This is a genomic window from Bacillus sp. 2B09, from assembly GCF_003946835.1.
GTDB lineage: Bacteria > Bacillota > Bacilli > Bacillales > Bacillaceae > Bacillus > Bacillus altitudinis.
The window spans coordinates 337,632-356,719 of the sequence record NZ_RPSG01000002.1 but is presented as its reverse complement, the minus strand read 5'-3'; the positions used below and the strand labels follow the sequence as shown (position 1 = coordinate 356,719).

19 protein-coding genes are annotated in these 19,088 nt (G+C 41.5%); 7 read left to right on the top strand and 12 right to left on the bottom strand.

The genetic code is table 11. The features are described from left to right. Window positions 1–37: 37 nt before the first annotated feature. Window positions 38–1,357, bottom strand: coding sequence for a UDP-glucose dehydrogenase family protein (locus EBQ12_RS06800; RefSeq protein WP_125589433.1), 1,320 nt, complete (start codon window positions 1,355–1,357; stop codon window positions 38–40). A 114-nt stretch (window positions 1,358–1,471) separates the two neighbouring features. Next, window positions 1,472–1,615 (bottom strand): YwzD family small protein, encoded by a 144-nt coding sequence (locus EBQ12_RS19325; RefSeq protein ID WP_003214884.1) that lies wholly within the window; start codon window positions 1,613–1,615, stop codon window positions 1,472–1,474. A gap of 186 nt (window positions 1,616–1,801) precedes the next feature. Here EBQ12_RS19325 and EBQ12_RS06795 point away from each other — a divergent pair, with 186 nt between their 5' ends. Further along, entirely contained in the window at window positions 1,802–3,409 is a 1,608-nt protein-coding gene (locus EBQ12_RS06795; RefSeq protein WP_017368188.1) for an SWIM zinc finger family protein, read from the top strand. Continuing rightward, the gene (locus EBQ12_RS06790) at window positions 3,396–6,173 is read left to right on the top strand and encodes a DEAD/DEAH box helicase (RefSeq protein ID WP_017360014.1); all 2,778 of its coding nucleotides are present in this window, start codon (window positions 3,396–3,398) and stop codon (window positions 6,171–6,173) included. The genes EBQ12_RS06795 and EBQ12_RS06790 overlap by 14 nt, the downstream gene beginning before the upstream one ends. A 73-nt stretch (window positions 6,174–6,246) precedes the next feature. Here EBQ12_RS06790 and ytvA read toward each other — a convergent pair whose 3' ends face one another. The 3 genes from ytvA to EBQ12_RS06775 form a co-directional block, all read right to left on the bottom strand. Continuing rightward, entirely contained in the window at window positions 6,247–7,035 is a 789-nt protein-coding gene (ytvA, locus tag EBQ12_RS06785) for a YtvA family blue-light photoreceptor (RefSeq protein WP_017360015.1), read from the bottom strand. Window positions 7,036–7,188: 153 nt separating this feature from the next. Beyond that, a complete protein-coding gene (locus tag EBQ12_RS06780) occupies window positions 7,189–8,049 on the bottom strand; it encodes a Cof-type HAD-IIB family hydrolase (RefSeq protein ID WP_241215622.1) in 861 nt (286 codons plus the stop codon). A 391-nt stretch (window positions 8,050–8,440) separates the two neighbouring features. Then, complete coding sequence (locus EBQ12_RS06775) at window positions 8,441–8,797, bottom strand: hypothetical protein (RefSeq protein WP_125589429.1); 357 nt, start codon at window positions 8,795–8,797, stop codon at window positions 8,441–8,443. A 117-nt stretch (window positions 8,798–8,914) separates the two neighbouring features. Between EBQ12_RS06775 and EBQ12_RS06770 the strand changes: the two genes are divergently transcribed. After that, complete coding sequence (locus EBQ12_RS06770) at window positions 8,915–9,325, top strand: YwpF-like family protein (RefSeq protein ID WP_003215215.1); 411 nt, start codon at window positions 8,915–8,917, stop codon at window positions 9,323–9,325. Window positions 9,326–9,352: 27 nt separating this feature from the next. Here the strand turns inward: EBQ12_RS06770 and mscL are convergent, their stop codons facing one another. Together mscL and fabZ are read right to left on the bottom strand one after the other, a co-directional pair. Next, window positions 9,353–9,748: a large conductance mechanosensitive channel protein MscL gene (mscL, locus tag EBQ12_RS06765; RefSeq protein WP_008343317.1), complete on the bottom strand. Its 396-nt coding sequence runs from the start codon at window positions 9,746–9,748 to the stop codon at window positions 9,353–9,355. A 126-nt stretch (window positions 9,749–9,874) separates the two neighbouring features. Then, a complete protein-coding gene (gene fabZ / locus EBQ12_RS06760) occupies window positions 9,875–10,309 on the bottom strand; it encodes a 3-hydroxyacyl-ACP dehydratase FabZ (protein WP_007497564.1) in 435 nt (144 codons plus the stop codon). 219 nt (window positions 10,310–10,528) lie between these two features. Between fabZ and EBQ12_RS06755 the strand changes: the two genes are divergently transcribed. Next, a complete protein-coding gene (locus EBQ12_RS06755) occupies window positions 10,529–11,584 on the top strand; it encodes a tetratricopeptide repeat protein (protein WP_045033942.1) in 1,056 nt (351 codons plus the stop codon). Between the two features lie 14 nt (window positions 11,585–11,598). Here the strand turns inward: EBQ12_RS06755 and EBQ12_RS06750 are convergent, their stop codons facing one another. The 4 genes from EBQ12_RS06750 to spoIIID all read right to left on the bottom strand — a co-directional run bounded on the left by EBQ12_RS06750 (window position 11,599) and on the right by spoIIID (window position 14,886). Next, window positions 11,599–12,417 (bottom strand): flagellar hook-basal body protein, encoded by an 819-nt coding sequence (locus EBQ12_RS06750; RefSeq protein WP_025208118.1) that lies wholly within the window; start codon window positions 12,415–12,417, stop codon window positions 11,599–11,601. A gap of 29 nt (window positions 12,418–12,446) precedes the next feature. Then, entirely contained in the window at window positions 12,447–13,286 is an 840-nt protein-coding gene (locus EBQ12_RS06745) for a flagellar hook-basal body protein (RefSeq protein ID WP_017360018.1), read from the bottom strand. A 134-nt stretch (window positions 13,287–13,420) separates the two neighbouring features. Continuing rightward, entirely contained in the window at window positions 13,421–14,422 is a 1,002-nt protein-coding gene (mbl, locus tag EBQ12_RS06740; protein ID WP_007497573.1) for a cell shape-determining protein Mbl, read from the bottom strand. Window positions 14,423–14,607: 185 nt separating this feature from the next. Continuing rightward, complete coding sequence (spoIIID, locus tag EBQ12_RS06735; RefSeq protein ID WP_008343327.1) at window positions 14,608–14,886, bottom strand: sporulation transcriptional regulator SpoIIID; 279 nt, start codon at window positions 14,884–14,886, stop codon at window positions 14,608–14,610. Window positions 14,887–15,233: 347 nt separating this feature from the next. Here spoIIID and EBQ12_RS06730 point away from each other — a divergent pair, with 347 nt between their 5' ends. The 3 genes from EBQ12_RS06730 to EBQ12_RS06720 all read left to right on the top strand — a co-directional run bounded on the left by EBQ12_RS06730 (window position 15,234) and on the right by EBQ12_RS06720 (window position 17,559). After that, window positions 15,234–15,647 carry a MarR family winged helix-turn-helix transcriptional regulator gene (locus tag EBQ12_RS06730; RefSeq protein ID WP_079919360.1) on the top strand — a complete coding sequence of 138 codons (414 nt, stop codon included), beginning with the start codon at window positions 15,234–15,236 and terminating at the stop codon, window positions 15,645–15,647. Window positions 15,648–15,662: 15 nt separating this feature from the next. Beyond that, window positions 15,663–16,850 carry an MFS transporter gene (locus EBQ12_RS06725; protein WP_007497577.1) on the top strand — a complete coding sequence of 396 codons (1,188 nt, stop codon included), beginning with the start codon at window positions 15,663–15,665 and terminating at the stop codon, window positions 16,848–16,850. A gap of 109 nt (window positions 16,851–16,959) precedes the next feature. Beyond that, complete coding sequence (locus tag EBQ12_RS06720; RefSeq protein ID WP_008343330.1) at window positions 16,960–17,559, top strand: undecaprenyl-diphosphatase; 600 nt, start codon at window positions 16,960–16,962, stop codon at window positions 17,557–17,559. 33 nt (window positions 17,560–17,592) lie between these two features. Here the strand turns inward: EBQ12_RS06720 and EBQ12_RS06715 are convergent, their stop codons facing one another. Beyond that, the gene (locus tag EBQ12_RS06715; RefSeq protein ID WP_017360021.1) at window positions 17,593–18,984 is read right to left on the bottom strand and encodes an MFS transporter; all 1,392 of its coding nucleotides are present in this window, start codon (window positions 18,982–18,984) and stop codon (window positions 17,593–17,595) included. Between the last annotated feature and the right edge of the window lie 104 nt (window positions 18,985–19,088).

The window sequence follows — 19,088 nt, the reverse complement described above, 5'->3', positions numbered from 1 at the left end:
AAAAAACCGATAATCTCACTGTTATCGGTTTTTTCATTTACATATAAATAGGAGAGACAGGCCTACGCCCAATAGAATGATACTCGACCCCAGCTACTTCTGCCGCTTCAAGCGTATGACAATTCCGGCCATCAAAAATGATCGGCTGCCTCATGAAATCTTTATAAGCTGAAAGTGGAAATGACTGAATATCCGCCCACTCAGTTAATATACAGACAGCATCAGCATCCTTGATCGCCTCTTCAATTGTTTGAGCAAAAAGGACTTGATCAGGCAGTTCTTGAGCTGCATTGCGAGCGGCAGCAGGATCATAGGCTACGATCTCCGCTCCTAATTGATGGAGCTGATGAGCGATCGGGATTGACGGCGCCTCTCTCATATCATCTGTATTCGGCTTAAAGGAAAGGCCAAGGAGAGCCATTCTCTTCCCTTCCAAGTTTTCTCCAATCCGCTCCTTCACACTTCGAATAAAACTTGCTCGCTGCTCATTGTTGACTTTGATGACAGCCTTCAATAGCTCAAAATCATGGGACACATGCCCTGCAATTTGGACAAGGGCATTTGTATCCTTCGGAAAACAGGAACCTCCGTAACCAATGCCTGCCCTAAGAAACGAAGCACCAATCCGCTGATCGAGTCCCATCCCTTCTGCAACTCTCTCAACATCAGCTCCTGTTTTTCCACAAATCGAAGCAATTTCATTCATGAAGCTGATTTTTGTGGCAAGAAATGCATTTGATGCGTATTTGATCATCTCTGCGCTTTTCCGATCTGTTCTCACGAATGGAATGTGGAAATCCGCATACATAGACTCTAGCTGATCTAATCCGTTCTTTGTTTCGGCTCCAATCACCAGCCGATCCGCTCGCAACGTATCTGAGATGGCAGAGCCTTCTCGTAAAAATTCTGGATTCGATGCGATAGATAATGGCTCCTTACGACCTAACACGTGATGAATCAAATGATCAATTTGATCGCCCGTTCCGACAGGCACTGTACTTTTCACGACAAGCACTGCGCCTGGCTTTGCTTGTAAGCCCATCTCCTTTGCCGCTTGAAAGACATACTGCAAATCAGCTTGACCGTCTGCCTGCTGCGGGGTACCGACAGCAATCATTAACACGTCAGCCTGCGAATAGGCTGACGCTCCATTCATATGAAAACGAATGCGTCCTTGCTCCATATTCCGTTTGAGCAGTTCTTTTAATCCCGGCTCGTACATCGGAGGATTCCCTTGCTTCAGCTGCATGACCTTCCGCCGGTCAATATCCATACATGTCACATCATGTCCCGCCTCTGCTAAACACACCCCTGTGACAAGCCCTACATATCCACAGCCTGCAATCGCAACCTTCATGACACATCAGCTCCCCATACTCCTTATGCTTGTAATGTCATCGTATGCCGGGAATTTTCGTTCCATTCATAAAAGCATACAAAAACCCCCTGCTGAGAGAGCAGGGGGCTACTTTTATGAAACAAGGCCATTTCGAATATGAGCAATCAGATTTTCAAGCATTTCTTTTGTTGTGACATCATTGGAATTTTCACCAATATCATGAGCGTACATCAAAATCTTTAAAAACTCTTCTTGATTTAAACCCTTATTATCCATGTCTGTATCCTTTCGATTCCACTAATTTCATTATTATATGCTGTATGGTTGGTTTATGCAATACTCTAATACATCATTCGACAGCTTTTGAAATTTATGACCATTTTCATGAAAAACTTTTTTATAAATCACCATTGAGCTATAATAAAAGAATTGGAATCTTTTACTTGGTTAGGAGCGGATCAAATGCTTCAGCACAACATCAACGAAGAAGAAATCAAACAAACAGCCGAACAGATCAAAGAACTTCTTCCTGCAACAGATGAAAACAAGCAACTCATCAAAAAAGCATTGATTACTTATAGACAGGACAGCGTATATCGGCTCAAGCAAGAGTCTGATACCGAATGGTCAGCTTATGTACATGATGTCGTGGCAGCAAGAGTCCACCTTCATGTGCTGTTTCCAGTGAGAAGCAGCTGCTCATGTCCAGCTGATGGACTATGTAAACACATCCTCGCTGTCTTCTTTTCGCTATACGCTCAAGTAGAGAGTGTGACCGGCTTTACAGAAAATTGGTCAGAGAAGGATGAATTACAGCGCAGCAAAGAACTCATTCGTCAGCACTTCCAAGTGAAGCGCCCAGATGAACAATCACTTCAGAGCTGGCTGAATTTTTTCCAGGAGGAATTTCACCTCTGGCTGAAACGGACACCGAAGCACCAGCAAACACCACAGCATTTGTATTACGGCTATTTATCGATCCTGAAAAAACACGCACCCACTTCACCTGAATTCAAGAGTTTGTACGCGATTCATACGTCCATCGATGTGTGGTTAAGGCTCCATGAGCTAATCGATCTCGGCCGTCTTGATGCCGAAAAAGACTTTTATTCGATGAATCCATATGTAGAACAGCTCATGAACACCATTTTTGATTCAGTGGATCATTTGAGGACATACGCCCTTTCCTTTTCCCTCGATCCGTTTCTTGAAAACACACCAACTGCCGTTCGGACACTTCTTCAAATCAGCGGACCTTTCCAGCATGAACGAGTTGCGGTCTTTATGGAAATGTGGGGAACTATATTAAATAGAGGGAAATGGGTCAAAAAAGAAACAGAATTACTCAAGAGCGCCCAACAGCAGGAGCAAACGGTTGAGCGCACCATTGGGCTGATGCATATGGATTATTTGCTAAAAGAAGACGAAAGACTCTTCCAGCAATTAAAATTGCTCAATGCAGATATGCTGCCAAATGTGCTCAATTGGCTAAAGGATCTCACAAACCGCAAGGACTGGAAGCGTCTCAAACTTTGGTATCAAGAGATCACATATGTATTAGAAGAATATTGCCAGCTTGACCTATCTTATAGAGAACTGCGTGGAGCCGTCAGCGATTTCTTCTTTTATTTAGACGCATACTTTAAACAGACGAAAGATCATTTCTTGTATGAACGCTATCTCCAAATCTGTATGCCTTATGCATTTACTGAATATAGTCAGCTCTTATATGCACAACAACGCTATGCAGAATGGATTGAAATACACAGCCTCGTTGGTTTCTCTATCAGTGAGTTGGAGAAAGAATTAATAAAACAGATTGCAAAGGAAGAGCCTGAAGCACTCATTCCTTCGTACCACCGGGAAATCTCACTGCTTCTCGATCAAAAGAATCGAAGTGCTTACCGGGAATCTGTGAAAATGCTCAAAAAACTGCGTACGCTTTATCATAAAACGAAAAAAAACGCAGTGTGGGAAAGATATGTACAGCAGCTGCAAGATTCAACAAAACGGCTGCGTGCGTTCCAAGAGGAAATGAAGAAAGGAAAATTAATTGATGACACGCCATAAACAAATTGTCATTCATGCAGAACAAACCGAAGATTTCTCTTTCACCATTTCAGCGCAAGCAGAGGACGGACAGCCTGTACCGCTAAATGAAATGAAGAGGCAGCTTTTCCAATGGCACGAATCATCTTTTTACGGAACATTCTTAGAAGATGTGAGCTTTATTGGCACACCTGCCTTCCTGTTAAGTCCTTGGATGACCGTTGAATTGCTAGGGAAGAATTCATTCAATACTTTCAGCCATGTGACGTTAACGGATGAAACAGAGCCGCTTATGAAAACAGCCTCAACCATTTACGAATTCATCGAGGATGAAGATTTTGTCCCAGATTTCGAGGCATGGACAAAAGGGATGCTTCGCTTTAAAGACAAAGAAGGCCTGTTAGATGGCTACACAGCTGATTGGTTCTCCTTTGCCGTACAGGATTACATTCAATATGATGATGCCTTGCAGCACAAATGGAACCGAATGACTGCACAATCGCCTGCTCTTTCCTCCTTCCAAGGACATTTTTTAGATGAACAGGATTTCTTGGAAACGATCGGCTGGATTGATGATGAGACGCCTTTCACTGTCGGCTTGCGTTTAAATGAGCCTGATTTCGACGGAGATGATTGGAAAATTGAATTGTTTTTGCGTGATAAGAAAAACAGTGATCTGCATTTCTTTGAAGGCATCCGTTCTTTAAAAAAATCATGGCGTCCGTTTCAAGAAAAAATCACCAGAGAGCTAGAGCGGTTCGGTCAGATTGTCCCTTGGCTCTCATTTACATCTGGTACCACCCTCATGTCAGAAGAAGAAGCGTGGCTCTTCCTATCTGAAGCGAGTGAAACACTTGTGAACATGGGGATTGAGATCCTGCTTCCATCATGGTGGCAAATCGTCAAAGAAAGCACCATGATGCTAAAAGCACGGATTTCCTCCACACCACGAGGCGAATCGCACGTTGGAATGGATGCCCTTATGGACTTTAATTGGCGCTTTGCCACAAATGGGATTGAGCTGACAGAAGATGAGTTCAACGAGCTTGTTCAAAGTAAACGTCGTCTTGTCAACATTCGTGGACAATGGATTAAAATTGATCCGACCTTTATCCAGCAAATGAAGAAATGGATGGAGCGCGCTGAGAACGAAGGACTTCATATGTCGGATATTTTATCACGTGAACTCGCAGACCAAGAAGCCTCTTCTGAGTCGATTCCTGAGCTGCTAGACAGTTCAGCCTTTGCCCATATTCAATTTGAACTTTCGTCTCAATTACGAGGGCTTGTTCATCAGTTAAATGATACACAAGAACTGCCATCCTATGAGATGAGTGAGTCCTTTAAGGGCACACTGCGCCCGTATCAGCAACACGGTGTCAACTGGCTTCTGTTCTTAAGGTCTCATGGATTCGGGGCTTGTTTAGCAGATGATATGGGGCTTGGAAAAACGATTCAAATGATCGCTTATTTCACCTATTTGAAGGAGCATCAACAAGACGCTGCTCCATCTCTCATCATTGCACCGACTTCCGTATTAGGGAACTGGCAAAGAGAGCTTGAAACATTCGCACCACATTTGAATGTCGCTCTGCATTATGGACCGTCACGTCCACAAGGTGAGAACTTTACAAAAGCGTACGAATCAACAGATATCGTCCTCACTTCGTATGGTCTCTCACATTCTGACCGTGATGAATTAACAGCAGCCAAATGGAATACCATTTGCTTAGACGAAGCCCAGAACATTAAAAATGCCCATACGAAACAATCGAGAGCCATTAGGCAATTAAAAGGACAGCACCACATTGCCCTCAGCGGGACACCGATGGAGAACCGCTTGACAGAGCTTTGGTCTATTTTCGACTTCGTGAACAAAGGATATCTCGGCAGCCTGACCAGTTTTCATAAAAAGTTCGTCCTTCCGATTGAAAAAGACCGTGAAGAAAAAAGAATCCAACAGCTGCAGCAGCTGATCAAGCCATTCTTATTAAGACGAACAAAACAAGATGAAGAAGTCGCACTCAATCTGCCAGAGAAACTAGAAGAAAAAGAATTCATCCCGTTATCTGCAGAGCAGGCATCTTTATATGAACAGCTGGTCAAAGATACATTCGAACATATGGCCTCATTAACAGGGATGCAGCGGAAAGCCATCATTTTAAGTATGCTTGGCAGACTCAAACAAATTTGCGATCATCCTGCTCTTTATTTAAAAGAGAGCGGGACAGATGTGAAATTGTTGAAACGTTCATTAAAAATGGATAAATTAGCAGAGCTGTTAAAAGCCATACACGAACAAGGAGAAAGCTGTCTCATTTTTACGCAGTATATTGAAATGGGCAACATGATCAAACAGCTGGCTGAAAAGATGTTTGGAGAACCAGTTCAATTTTTAAATGGGAGCTTATCAAAACATGATCGGGACAAAATGGTGGAACGCTTCCAGAAAAAAGAGTTCAACATCTTAATTCTTTCTTTAAAAGCAGGAGGAACCGGACTAAACTTAACCGCCGCCAATCATGTCATTCACTACGATAGATGGTGGAATCCTGCTGTAGAAAACCAAGCAACAGACCGTGCTTACCGCATCGGGCAAAAGCGGTTTGTTCACGTCCATAAGATGATCACAACCGGCACGATAGAGGAAAAAATTGATCAAATGCTCGAAACAAAACAAACGTTAAATGATCAAATTATCCAAAGTGAAAGCTGGATTACAGAGCTGTCAACGAACGAACTAGAAGATTTATTCACGTTAAGTGCAGCCGCTCAATCATCTTAATGACAGCAAAAAGAGGACTTTTCTCAGGGCGTGATGAAAAGTCCTCTTTTTTTAATCTCATATAAAGGAATGCTTAAATTTGTAGCTTTTTCAATGCAGATTTCACATTCATATACGTATTCAACTCACGGAAGTCCTCTCTCATTTCTCCCATTTTCATCGCAAGATTTGGTTTAATACCTGTCACGATCAGTTCAGTGCCAGTCATTAAAATCAAATCGTTCAGCTTAAAGATCGCATCCGCCACAAATGAATCCACCTCTAATAAACCAGACAGATCCACAATGAAGTAATCGTCTTTGGATTGAGAGATATAAGTGGAGACCGTTGAGATGATTTTATCAAATCTTGGCGCTGTTAACGTACCAATGATCGGCAGTACAGAAATACCATCCTTCACCGGAACAATCGGGACAGAAATATTCAATACTTCATCAATAGATTGCTCAAGAAGCTCTTGCTGTTCCTTCTCTTTCGTAACATCCTTTTGCAGACCGACGAAATAAAGGCGTTTCCCTTCATTTTCATCAATCCATAGAGGCGCCACACTTAACTCGTTCCAAAACATTTGACCAGATTTTTTATAGTTTTTCAACTGTACAGTGACAGCCTCTTTGTTTTCAATGGCTGCCCTAATTTGTTTGAGAGCAATCTGTTCAGTTTCATCTCCTTGAAGGAAACGACAGTTCTTTCCTAATACTTCGGTTTCTTGATAGCCTGTCATATCTAAAAAGCCCTTGTTCACATATATTAAAGGATTATCAGGTAAAGACGGGTCCGTCACCGTCAGGCCAACCTGAGTATAGTCTAAGGCTTCCTTGATTAAATGCAGATTGTCGGACTTATAAGATTCCAGCGCCATTCGTTTACTCTCCTTAACTTCCTTACAAGCGGGTTATATTCATAATTAAATTATATGATGTTCCATAGCAGGTGTAAATAGAAGTAGTTCTGAATTCCTCTTTTGTAGAATGCGCTTCATCCTATGTCATTTATACAAATACATACGATTCAATTATTTCAAAAGATGTTGAATCATATGTGCCACACCATGTTCATCATTTGTTAACGTGACGTGATCAGCTAATTCTTTTATATCCTTTCTCGCATTCCCCATTGCAATTCCAACCCCAGCTGCCCGAATCATCGATTCATCATTTAAACTGTCTCCTACAGCCGCTGTTTGGCTTAATGGAATACCGAGCTTTTCCGCCAGCCTGGTTAACGCCTGCCCTTTCGACGCTTCCTTTGCACCAATTTCAAAGTTATGATCAGCCGAACTGACCAATGTTAATTCAGAATCATGTCCAAACGCATCCCATCCGGCTTTCAATCTGTCTTGAAAAAATGAGAAACCTAAGATGTTATAAAATGAAAGCTTCTGATCCTCACGAAACAATTCTTGATATGTATCAATATAAGCAAAACCTGACTGGCTGTATTGAACTTCAGCCGCTTGCTCAAGAACACGCTGATCCGTTTCTGGATTTGCACTCTTTAAGCGGTCCATTTCTATCGCCAGAAGCTCTCTGCCGCGGTTTGGTGTGTAAATGGCTTCATTCGTAAACACTTCATAGTAATAATCACGCTCCTCAAGCCATGATAAGATGTGTTTTGCTTTTTCTTCTTCTAGAACAGCCGAATGATATACCTGACCTTTGGGATCATGAATCACAGCTCCATTTGCACTGATGACCCACGTATTCATCCCAAGCTGATCAAAAATAGATTTCACATCAAAATACGCTCTTCCTGTTGAAACGACAACCTCAATCCCACTCGCCGCTGCTTCCTTTAACGCCTGCTCGTTTTCCTGACTCACTTTGTGCTCACTGTTCAATAAAGTTCCGTCTAAATCCGTTGCGATTAATTGAATGTTTGTCATCGGTCTCTCCTTTTTTGCCTGCATTTTCAGTTGACCTTCCGTTTATCAAATCCATCATCATTATGAAATGAGTATCCACTATTTGCAAGGGATGATCGGCTTATCAATGAATATAAGAGTACCCGGTCACGCTACATGACCGGATACGCATAAGGGGATTCACAGGGGACACATGACTGATACAAAGAAACCTTGGTTCTACTATTACGCAGTGAATATGTGTACAAGACAAAGTCTATCAGCTATAGCTAGAGGGGGGCCGCGAGATGATAGACCTTTGCCTTTTGCCTCCTTTCCTTTCAGCTAACCCTAGTCTACTGAGAAATAGCACAAGAGACAAAAAACGAAAATGACAAAATCGTTCTTCAAATTCTTTATTTCCTCAATCATTTTTACTTTTTACCGCTTGCGTATAAAACATCATCTTATTTTGTTTGACGAAATACTTATTTTTAATAAATTGATAAAAAACATCTGAATGAATCCAATTACTAGAAGGCATGTGAATATAGTCAGACCCGTCCCACGCGAACCAATAAAAACAAAGCCTTCCATCATGAATTGACAATTGAAATTCAAAACAGTCCATTTGATCGTCTGTCACGTATTGAAAAGTGAGGGACTCCCCTTCTTCCATATACACATCACAAAATGAGAGAATATCTCCCCATGTATAGACCCTCACATTGCTTTCCTTTTCCTCACCAATCTGTATGTTTCGAAGTTGATAGGACTCCATAAAACATCTCCTTTCACTTATATGCAGCTAGTTCTGAGTAGGCAGCGGTTTCATTTATACAGATGTTGTATGCTATAATGATACTTACGAATAATGAACGCTTGTGAGGTGATAAATATGAAAACCTTTAGGCTGATTGATTTAAAAATCGAACTTGATCCAAAGCAAGATAAAATGTCCAGCATTCCCCTTCGTGACGGCTTAATCATTAATAAAGAAGATGGCGAAAATCACTGGATGATCGAGGCACTGATTCCAAAGAAGCATAGACAAGTGTTTGAAGTGCTCTTTCAGCAGCATACAGAAGTAAAGATTCTCGTGACGATTACAAAAGAAAACAACCGCCCTGTTCATCTATCGGTCCAAGTCAAAAACATCGTTGCCTTAGAAGAAAACATATCTGTATTACTCGACGGTAAAATGATCACAAATCGTTACAGAACAGAAACCGAAGAAGTATTAAAAGACCTCGTCAAAGAGGGGCTATCAGGAGAAAAACTGCTGGATGCTTTTAAACAGAACACATAAAAAAGAGCGGGATGAGCCGCTCTTTTTCTATTGCACATCTTTCGATTGGCTTTGTTTTTTCAATAAATCTCTAATTTCGGTTAACAACACTTCCGTTTGATCTGGCGTTTCAACCACTTCCTCTTCCTCTACCTTTTTCCGTTTTAATTTATTTAAATAACGAATAAAGATAAAAATGGAAAAGGAGATAATCAAGAAGTCGACCACTGTTTGAATGAAACTTCCATACAAAATTTGAGCAGAACCGATTTTAATAGACAATCCACTAAAATCATGCCCCCCAACAATAATACCAACAAGCGGCATAATTAAATCATTCACAAGAGAAGTGACAATTTTGCCAAATGCTCCCCCGATGATGACACCGACAGCAAGGTCAATCACATTCCCCTTGACGGCAAACTCTCTAAATTCTTTCAGCATTCTTTATCACCTTCATCTTTTTTTGTCTAATATGACGTTTTTTTGTCAAAAAAGCAAGTCCTTATCCGCTCTGGCTGAATGTTTCCATATAAAAAACGGTTCATACAAGATGAACCGTCAGACACATTACGATACTTTCGGACCGATAGAAAATGTCAGTTCTGCTTCACATGCCACTTCGCCATCTACTGTTGCAACTGCTTTTCCTTTGGCAACTGGACCGCGAAGACGTGTGACTTCAACCTCTAAACGTAGCTGATCGCCTGGCTTGACCTGTCTTTTGAATCGGCAGCTGTCAATCCCTGCAAACAAACCAATTTTCCCTTTGTTCTCTTCTTTACCTAACATGATGACCCCAAAAACTTGAGCAAGCGCTTCTACAATAAGCACACCCGGCATGACGGGGTATCCTGGGAAATGGCCATTAAAAAATTCTTCATTTACTGTGACATTTTTGATTCCAACCGCTCTTTTCTCACCATCAACTTCTAAAATACGGTCAACCAATAAAAATGGATAACGGTGTGGAATAATGTCTTGAATTTGCTGAGCATCAAGCATGTCTTGATCTCTCCTTCTTTTCTATATCGCTAATCTTCATTTGATTCCTATTGAAGTATATTATGAATGCAGTCATTTTTCAATGTTCAGCCAACATTTATGGTAAAAAATAGAATCTATCATTACCTATTGTCATGAAATATAATCCACTCTACACTCATCGTTTTTTCACAAATATGGTAATATATATTACATCATTGATTGAATAAGAGGGTAAAAATGAATTTTATAAGCGATAAATCCATTAAAAAACTTCTCCATTCGTGGTATACAATGCTAAAACATCGACATTTTTCGAAGGCTGAAGAGATCAAAACGTCCTTAACCAAATATAAACGTAGATTGTCAAAGAAACAGGAGCTTCATTTACATTATCAGCTTATGCTTTTTCGGCACCAGCTCTGGATGAACCAAACAGAAGACTTAGAAAAACTGAAGCATGAACTCATGCTCCACAAAGATCAAATGAATGATCAACTGCAATATTATTTTTACTTTTTTCTCGGTTTATACGAATCTTTAAAGAGCGATCAAAATGATGCCATTCATTATCTTGAAAAAGCAGAAGAAAAACTGCCCCTGCTAGACGATGAACTTGAGGAAGCGGAGTTTCATTTCCGTACAAGTGGTGTTTATTATAACAACCGCTATTCACTGTTATCCATTCGACATGTTGAAAAAGCCATGGATATCTTTGCAAAGCACGGGGATATCCACAGCATTTATCGGTGCAAAATTGTGCTCGCCCTTAACTTTAGTGATCAAAAAAAATATGAAGAAGCAGAAGCTATTTTGATTGAAATTATCGAATACGTGAAAATGATTGATGACCAAGAACTGCTTGGTATCGTGTATTATGACGCTGGTTTTATCAAGTCGAGACAGAATCGTCATAAGGAAGCACTAGAATACTTTAAAAAAGCGCTTCGGCTCCCAGCATACCGGAAATCTGCCCACTCCTATGTATCGTGTCTCTATGAAACTGTGCGTTCCTGCTTTAAAGAGAATTTAACTGATGAAGGAATGAAGTATATTCAAAAAGGGCTAAAAGAAGCCGTTGATGCCCAATTTGATCTATTAAGAATCAAGTTCCAAATTTTATTCCTTCTCTACAGCCAAACGCCCAAGGCAGATGAACAGATTGCTACACTCGTCACATGTCTTGAACGAAAAGAAGCCTGGATTGATCTTGAAGATCTGCTTGCAGATGTCTCAGATTTTTATAAAAAAAAGGGCGACTTTGAGCGAGCCGCCTTTTTTATCATGAGAGGCTGACATCCGCCTGCTCATTATCGAATGGTATTAATGAGTCCTAGCATCTGATCGCCCATCGTAATGGTTCTTGAGTTCATCTGATACGAACGCTGTGTTGTCATGAGGTCTGTTAATTCTTTAGACATGTCCACATTCGACGTTTCAAGTGCACCTTGCTGAAGTTGAATGGCCTGACGGTTTGCCCCATTCAGTGCCATTAAAGCGCCTTGATAGTTGCCGTCGACTGAGAACAAATTTTCTCCTTCAGAGATGAGTGCTGAAGAATTATTCACTTGAACAACCCCAAGATTCACCTGCTGATTCGGTTGATTGCCTCGAGAAATAGCTGTAAGCCGGCCATTTTTATCGATAGAAATATCACGGAAATTCGCATTTAAGACAATCTCATTCCCGTTTTCGTCAAGAATCGGATGGCCTTCGCTTGTCACCAGCTGGACTTGATTCCGATTATTTCCTGGCTGTAAATAAAGAGAGCCATCTCTTGTATACCGGATGTTACCGCCAGCATTAACCTGCAAATACTGAGATGGCGCACCAAATGCAACATCAAGGTCACGGCCTGTTTCTTTAATAGACCCTTGCAATGAGTTAATGGATGCATTGACCATCGTTCCAGTTCCAAGCCTTAAACCAGCAGGTGTCAGACGACTGTTTGCCACCTGCTCATTTTTTTCATCTACCTGATTAAACTGTTGTCTGACCAGCTCTGAAAAACGGGTGTTTTTCGCGCGATACCCTGTTGTTTCACTGTTTGCGATGTTATTACTAATGATATCAAGCTGCTTTTGCACCTCGTTCATCGACACAGCTGCATTGATCATCGTTCTAAGCATGAGAATCCTCCTCTCTCTTCATTTCTTCATTAATACACTCTTCCGATTTCGTTCACTGCTTTTTCTAAACTCTTATCATATGCCTGAACCACTTTTTGGTTTGTTTCAAATGCGCGGTAGGCTGTTGTCATTTCTGTATATGATTTCGTCACATCAACGTTCGACAGCTCTGATACACCTTGGCTTAATGTATAGGACATTTGACCGTTATTGACCGCACTTGGAAGAGGCTGATTATCAGCTGTACGGTATAAATCATTTCCTTCACGCGCAAGGTTTCTTGTATCCATTGCAACACGTACATCAATTTGTCCAAGGTTTTGTCCGTTTTCACTCACGGTTCCATCTGCGTTCACTTTGAAATTCTCACTTTGAACGGTAATCGGCTGGCCCGTCACGGAAAGAAGGGCACGTCCATTGATCGTCAACTGATTTTGATCATTCAATGTAATGGAACTGCTTTTCGTATAACGAACGCCTTCTGGTGTATTCACAGCATAAAAAAGCGCTGACTTTTGATTTGTCTCTGGGTTGATGGGTACATTATTTTCTACTAATGCGATATCCGTTGTTTGATCCGTTGTTTTTAATGTTCCTTGTGTAAATTGAGGAATTAACTCCTGCATGTATGTTCCCGTATTAATTCCGCCAATCGCCGTTTGCTGCGGGATACTAAAGCCTTTGCCTGAAGATGTTTGGAAACGTCCTGATTCCATTCGGCTTAGCAGCATTTCTGGAAATGCGCGCATGGCCCCTTCATCTGCTTTATAGCCTGGAGTATTCGCATTTGCGATATTATTTGAAAGCATTTCTGTCCGCCGCTCTTGAGCGATCATGGCAGATGTTGCGGTGTATAGTCCTTTTAACACGTGCTCACCTCATTCAAATTCTTTCACATGACCTAAGATCATCAGTACACAATCTTCTATGAAATATATCGGCATATTGGCAGGCTTCTTTAATAAAAATCCCCCATTCTTTCTAAAAAGAATGAGGGAAATCATTAGCTGAGTTTACGCTTTGGCAGCTTGTCCATATTATCAAGCATCACGCCAGTACCAACTGCTACACAATCCATTGGATTTTCTGCAACGAAAACTGGTACTTTCAGCTCTTCTGCAAGCAATTGATCAAGCCCGTTTAGAAGCGCTCCGCCACCAGTAATGATGACGCCGCGGTCAATGATATCAGCTGATAATTCAGGTGGTGTTCTTTCAAGAACTTGTTTCGCAGCCTGAACAATGGCAGATACAGATTCACGTAATGCTTCTTCTACTTCTTTGCTTGTGACGGTAATCGTTCTTGGTAATCCTGTCACCATGTCTCGTCCACGAATCGAAATCTCTTCGTGACGTGCGTCTGGGAATACCGTTGCAACTTGGATCTTAATGTCCTCTGCAGTTCGCTCACCGATCAACAGCTTGTACTCTTTTTTAATGTAGTTTAGAATTTCCAGGTCAAATTTGTCTCCAGCCATTTTAATAGAAGAGGCGGTTACAATGTCACCCATCGAGATGACAGCGATATCTGTCGTTCCGCCTCCAATATCTACGACCATGTTTCCACTTGGCTGAAAAATATCCATACCAGCACCAATTGCTGCTACTTTTGGCTCTTCTTCAAGAAATACATGCTTCCCGCCGCTTTTTTCAGCAGCTTCTTTGATTGCCTTCTGCTCAACAGATGTAATGTTTGTCGGGCAGCAGATGAGCATACGCGGCTTAGAGAACAGCCCTTTCACATTCAATTTGTTAATAAAATGCTTGAGCATCGCTTCAGTTACTTCAAAATCAGCAATTACGCCATCTTTTAATGGACGAATCGCAACAATATTCCCAGGCGTACGTCCAACCATACGTCTCGCTTCTTCTCCAACAGCTAATACTTTCCCGCTGTTTTTATCAAGAGCGACAACAGATGGTTCATTTAACACAATTCCTTTTCCTTTGACATGAATCAGTACATTTGCAGTACCAAGATCAATTCCAATATCCCTAGCAAACATCTATATATATCCTCCTTGAAAATCTGTTTCCATAGCAAATACCACATTCTGCCCTAATTATATATTCTATCATAATTTGCAGAAAAAAAGATATTTCTTTACAAAAGTCTTTACAAAATTTGTGGTTAGAAACTACCGATAAGAGGAAGATATATATATCATGTTTATGAACAAAGAACTAAAGCTTACTGTTTTACAGGCTCACCTTCTAAAATTTCTTCTTTTTTATACTTTAACTTTGTGGCTTCTCCCCCTCGCAGGTGACGGATTGATTTATGATAATCCAGTATCTCCTTCACTTCGTTAGCCAGATCTGGATTAATTTCTGGCAGTCTTTCTGTTAGATCCTTGTGTACAGTACTTTTAGAGACTCCAAATTCTTTCGCAATTACACGAACGGTTTTCTTTGTCTCCACGATATACTTTCCTATCTTGATTGTTCGCTCTTTGATGTAATCGTGCACACCACTCGACCTCCCTAAAATGGATGTGAGAAGTGTGAAATGAGATCCGTATCAATATTATCCATTTTCAGCGGCGCTTGTTCGTCTAAATTTCTCATCCATTAGGTAGCAAATGCCAAACACGATCCCTCACCTCAAACACTCTCTTTGTCAGGTTTGTAACAGTGTATTAGCATTGCATAGGGAATATGCTAAAAATGAAGATGGGACAAGGGATTTATCAGAAAAGACAAAACAAAAAATCATTTCGAGTGCCGAAAATTTTCACTTTACAAGCATCGGTGTAACACGTAAAATAGGAAAGGTGAATTTATTTACCTAGATAAATAATGAATAAAGGTGAGCCTATGGATACGTTAAACAGAGAGTGTTTACATCAAATACATCAAAGCGCGCGGCTGCTGTCTAAAAAAGCGAACGAAGCGCTTGCTGCTTATGACTTGTACATGTCCCAGTGGACTGTACTTTTTTGTTTGGATACATTCGGCCCTAAAACGCAAAAAGACATTTGGACCTATTTGAACGTTGAAGCACCGACGACTACAAGAACCGTGACGCGTCTAGAAGCAAACGGCTGGGTGAAACGAGTCCAAGGAAAAGACAAACGTGAGAATCTCATCGTCATGACAGACGATGCAAAAGCAAAGTTTAAAGAAATCAAACAGACGATGGAACAATTTGAAGAAGAGTGTCTTTCAGATTTTACCTACGAAGAAAAACAACTCCTCCATACACTTTTACACAAATTATCAACTGAATAGGAAGTGACATACACCATGAACGAACGCATTTGGACAAAAGACTTTATCATGATTGTCCTGGTGAATTTATTTACATTCACCTCTTTTTATGCCCTTTTGACACTACTCCCCATTTACACAATGGATGAATTAAATGGAACAGAATCACAGGGCGGCCTCCTTGTGACGGTCTTCTTATTATCAGCAATTGTGACAAGACCATTTTCAGGGGCCATTATTGAGAAATTCGGCAAGAAACGCATGGCGATTTTTTCTTCAACGGCTTTTGCCCTGCTCACTTATTTATACATTCCAATTGATCAATTCCAAACACTTCTCATGCTGCGTTTCGTGCAAGGAATCTTCTTCAGCATTTTGACAACCGTAGCAAGTGCCATTGCAGCTGATATGATTCCGAAACATAAACGAGGAGAGGGTCTTGGATACTTTGTGATGTCAATGAACCTTGCCGTGGTCATCGGTCCGTTTATCGCACTGAATCAAGTCGGAAAAGTAGGATTCCATTCTTTATTTCTTCTCTTTTCGATCATCGTCTCTATCGGTGCAGCTTTCACGATGCTGATTAGACAGCCAGAGCCTGAAAACGGCGGAAGTGTCATCTTTCGATTCACTTTTTCTCACCTGTTTGAAAAAGGTGCTTTAAAAACGGCAGCAGTTGGAATCATTATCTCCTTCTGTTACTCGCCAATCATTTCATTTATTTCAGTCTATGCCAATTCCCTGAACCTAATGGGTGCAAGCAGTTATTTCTTCATTGTATTTGCAGCTGCGATGCTTGGATCACGTCCATTTACAGGCAGACTGTTTGACCGAGTCGGGCCTCATATTGTGATCTATCCATCGATTGCTCTCTTTGCGATTGGTTTATGGATGCTGACCGCTACACAAACAGCCACCATGCTTCTTTTATCCGGCGCTGTCATCGGCCTTGGCTACGGCTCTTTGGTGCCATGTCTACAAACACTTGCGATACAGCACTCACCAGCACACCGTACAGGCTACGCCACAGCAACTTTCTTTACCCTATATGATACGGGGATTGCCGCTGGATCATTTGTCTTCGGACTGCTTGTCAGCTTCACAGATTTTTCAAATGTATATCTCATTGCGGGCGTTGTCGTGTTACTCAGCATGGGCGTTTTTTATTGGAGCGAACGAAAACCGCAAGAAGCAAAAGCACAAAAGGTTTCCCTATCAGAATAGGATACTGTTTTAAACTTCACTGAAAACATGCTAAAATATAGGATATTTCAAATGAACAGATAGGTCTTTTGAAAAATAGTTGGCGTTAAGCGAAAGTATAGGTGATGTTTTGAATTACGAATTGTTTAAAGTCATACACGGGATGGCTCATCATTCTGAGTTTTTAGATCAGGCCATGATTTTCATTACGAAAAAGGCCATTCTCGTATATGCCCTCGTCTTATTGATTTGCTGGTTTTTAGGTAATCACAAATTTAAGAAGCATGTCTTCTTTTCCGGTGTAACAGGCATCGTGGCACTCATCGTCAATTTTGCCATTACGCTGTTTTATTATGAAGAGCGGCCGTTTGTGGCGCACAAAGTCGACACACTCATCCCGCACTCAGCAGACGCTTCCTTCCCAAGTGACCACACAACAGGTGCACTGGCTCTTTCACTAGCCATTCGATCCCGTAATAAAAAACTCGGCAATATTTTGCTTGTTTTTGGATTACTGACAGGGTTCTCCCGCATCTGGGTCGGTCATCATTATCCATTTGATGTATTAGGCAGCTTGATCGTATCGATTGTGGTTGTCTTTATCATGAATAAATTATGGAAGTTCTTTGACTCTCCAATTGACCGTATCGTGACATTTTACGAGAACATTGTGGGCAAAATTTTCAGAAGGAAGCAAAAGGACCAAGGGTCAGACCTGTCCAACTCTTAAGCGGCTTGCGATAAAGTATGGAAGACCTCTCTTCTACTTTATCCCAGCCGCTTTTTTCATTGTTTGTTTTCCTCTGACCATACTCGAAAAATAAAGGCTGACGCTAATGCCGACAAGAGAAATCATGATCAATGTCCAGCCTAATTGGTCAAAATGAGAACCTGCAATTTCCTCACCAAACAGCATGCCAAGCACGGCAGATGACAGAATGGAACCGAGGTACCTGCATGTTTGAAAAAGCCCAGAGGTCGTGCCAATCATTTGTTGAGGGCTCGCTTTTAACATCGCAGCTTGAAGCGCAACATTTCCAATCCCGTAACTGAGTCCAAGCAAAGCAAGAACCAGTCCTTTCCCCCAGAATGGCGCAGGAATAAAAAAGAAAGTCATGGCGGAAGCGCCGGCCAGCATGAGCACAGCACTTGCCAAAACAGGATGCCGTTCATCGCCGCGATCTACCCACTTGCCAGTCAGCGGCGATACCATAATGCTCACGCCAGACATGCAAAGCATAAAGAGACCCGTCATCTCCACACGCCAGCCCAATTCATCCTGAAAATAACTTGGCAAGCCAAAAAAGAGACAATAGAAGAAAATATTTAAAATGATAAATTGCACATACACAAGTGAAAGCCGTTTCTCCTGCCTGAACATCCGAATTTGGATAAATGGCTCATCCACCTGATGCTCCCACCATATAAAAGCACCCGCACTCAAAAGACAGAGAATGCCCTGTACATACTGAATACCATCAGATAGTGATAATAAAAAAGAAAGCAAAAGGACAATACAAACTGTAAATAGCAACATCCCTGGCAAATCAAGCTTTCGGACAGTGTCTCCGATACGCAATTTTTTCTTCTTCTCCTTAGGAAATAAGGAAAAGCCTAGAAAAAAACTGATCAATATGAATGGCAGATTCACTAAAAAGATCGCCGGCCAGCTGCCGATCGTCATCAAAAACCCGCCAAGTGTCGGCCCGAGTGCTGTCATCGCTGAAGCAAAGATGGACAATACCGCTAAAGCAGAAGCTTGTCGTTCCTTCACATGATCCCGAATCAGTCCAACACCTGAAGGATAGATCGCACTGCTTCCAATCGCCTGAAGAAGCCGGATCACAATCAGCACCGCAAAAGTCGGGGCAAACGGCGCACAAATGGCTGAGACTGCCACTAGAACTAGTCCAAATAAAAATAAGGTTCTCCGGCTCATCACATGATCTCCAATTCGTCCACTCACCGGCTGCGTGACCGCGCTGGCCAAATAAAAGGTTGAAATGAGCCAAGATACCGTCGTAAACGACAAACCGAACTCATGCTGAATTTGATGCAAGGCTAAAGAAATCATCGAGGAATTCAGTGGATTTAACATCGTGCCAAAAGCAATCGCCGTTAAAAAAACATTCCGGTTGTCTTTCCATTTGATCATACACCCGCCCCCTTCTTTTGACATACACGTTCTTTGTCTATCTCCTCGTTATTATGAGATTCATTTCCCTTTTTTACCCTTAGCAATTCAAGTTCTCTCTCCGA

Coding starts and splice junctions, on each gene's coding strand:
- EBQ12_RS06800 (WP_125589433.1), bottom strand. CDS start 1,357: ATGAAGGTTGCGATTGCAGGCTGTGGATATGTAGGGCTTGTCACAGGG.
- EBQ12_RS19325 (WP_003214884.1), bottom strand. CDS start 1,615: ATGGATAATAAGGGTTTAAATCAAGAAGAGTTTTTAAAGATTTTGATG.
- EBQ12_RS06795 (WP_017368188.1), top strand. CDS start 1,802: ATGCTTCAGCACAACATCAACGAAGAAGAAATCAAACAAACAGCCGAA.
- EBQ12_RS06790 (WP_017360014.1), top strand. CDS start 3,396: ATGACACGCCATAAACAAATTGTCATTCATGCAGAACAAACCGAAGAT.
- ytvA (WP_017360015.1), bottom strand. CDS start 7,035: ATGGCGCTGGAATCTTATAAGTCCGACAATCTGCATTTAATCAAGGAA.
- EBQ12_RS06775 (WP_125589429.1), bottom strand. CDS start 8,797: ATGGAGTCCTATCAACTTCGAAACATACAGATTGGTGAGGAAAAGGAA.
- EBQ12_RS06770 (WP_003215215.1), top strand. CDS start 8,915: ATGAAAACCTTTAGGCTGATTGATTTAAAAATCGAACTTGATCCAAAG.
- mscL (WP_008343317.1), bottom strand. CDS start 9,748: ATGCTGAAAGAATTTAGAGAGTTTGCCGTCAAGGGGAATGTGATTGAC.
- fabZ (WP_007497564.1), bottom strand. CDS start 10,309: ATGCTTGATGCTCAGCAAATTCAAGACATTATTCCACACCGTTATCCA.
- EBQ12_RS06755 (WP_045033942.1), top strand. CDS start 10,529: ATGAATTTTATAAGCGATAAATCCATTAAAAAACTTCTCCATTCGTGG.
- EBQ12_RS06750 (WP_025208118.1), bottom strand. CDS start 12,417: ATGCTTAGAACGATGATCAATGCAGCTGTGTCGATGAACGAGGTGCAA.
- mbl (WP_007497573.1), bottom strand. CDS start 14,422: ATGTTTGCTAGGGATATTGGAATTGATCTTGGTACTGCAAATGTACTG.
- EBQ12_RS06730 (WP_079919360.1), top strand. CDS start 15,234: ATGGATACGTTAAACAGAGAGTGTTTACATCAAATACATCAAAGCGCG.
- EBQ12_RS06725 (WP_007497577.1), top strand. CDS start 15,663: ATGAACGAACGCATTTGGACAAAAGACTTTATCATGATTGTCCTGGTG.
- EBQ12_RS06715 (WP_017360021.1), bottom strand. CDS start 18,984: ATGATCAAATGGAAAGACAACCGGAATGTTTTTTTAACGGCGATTGCT.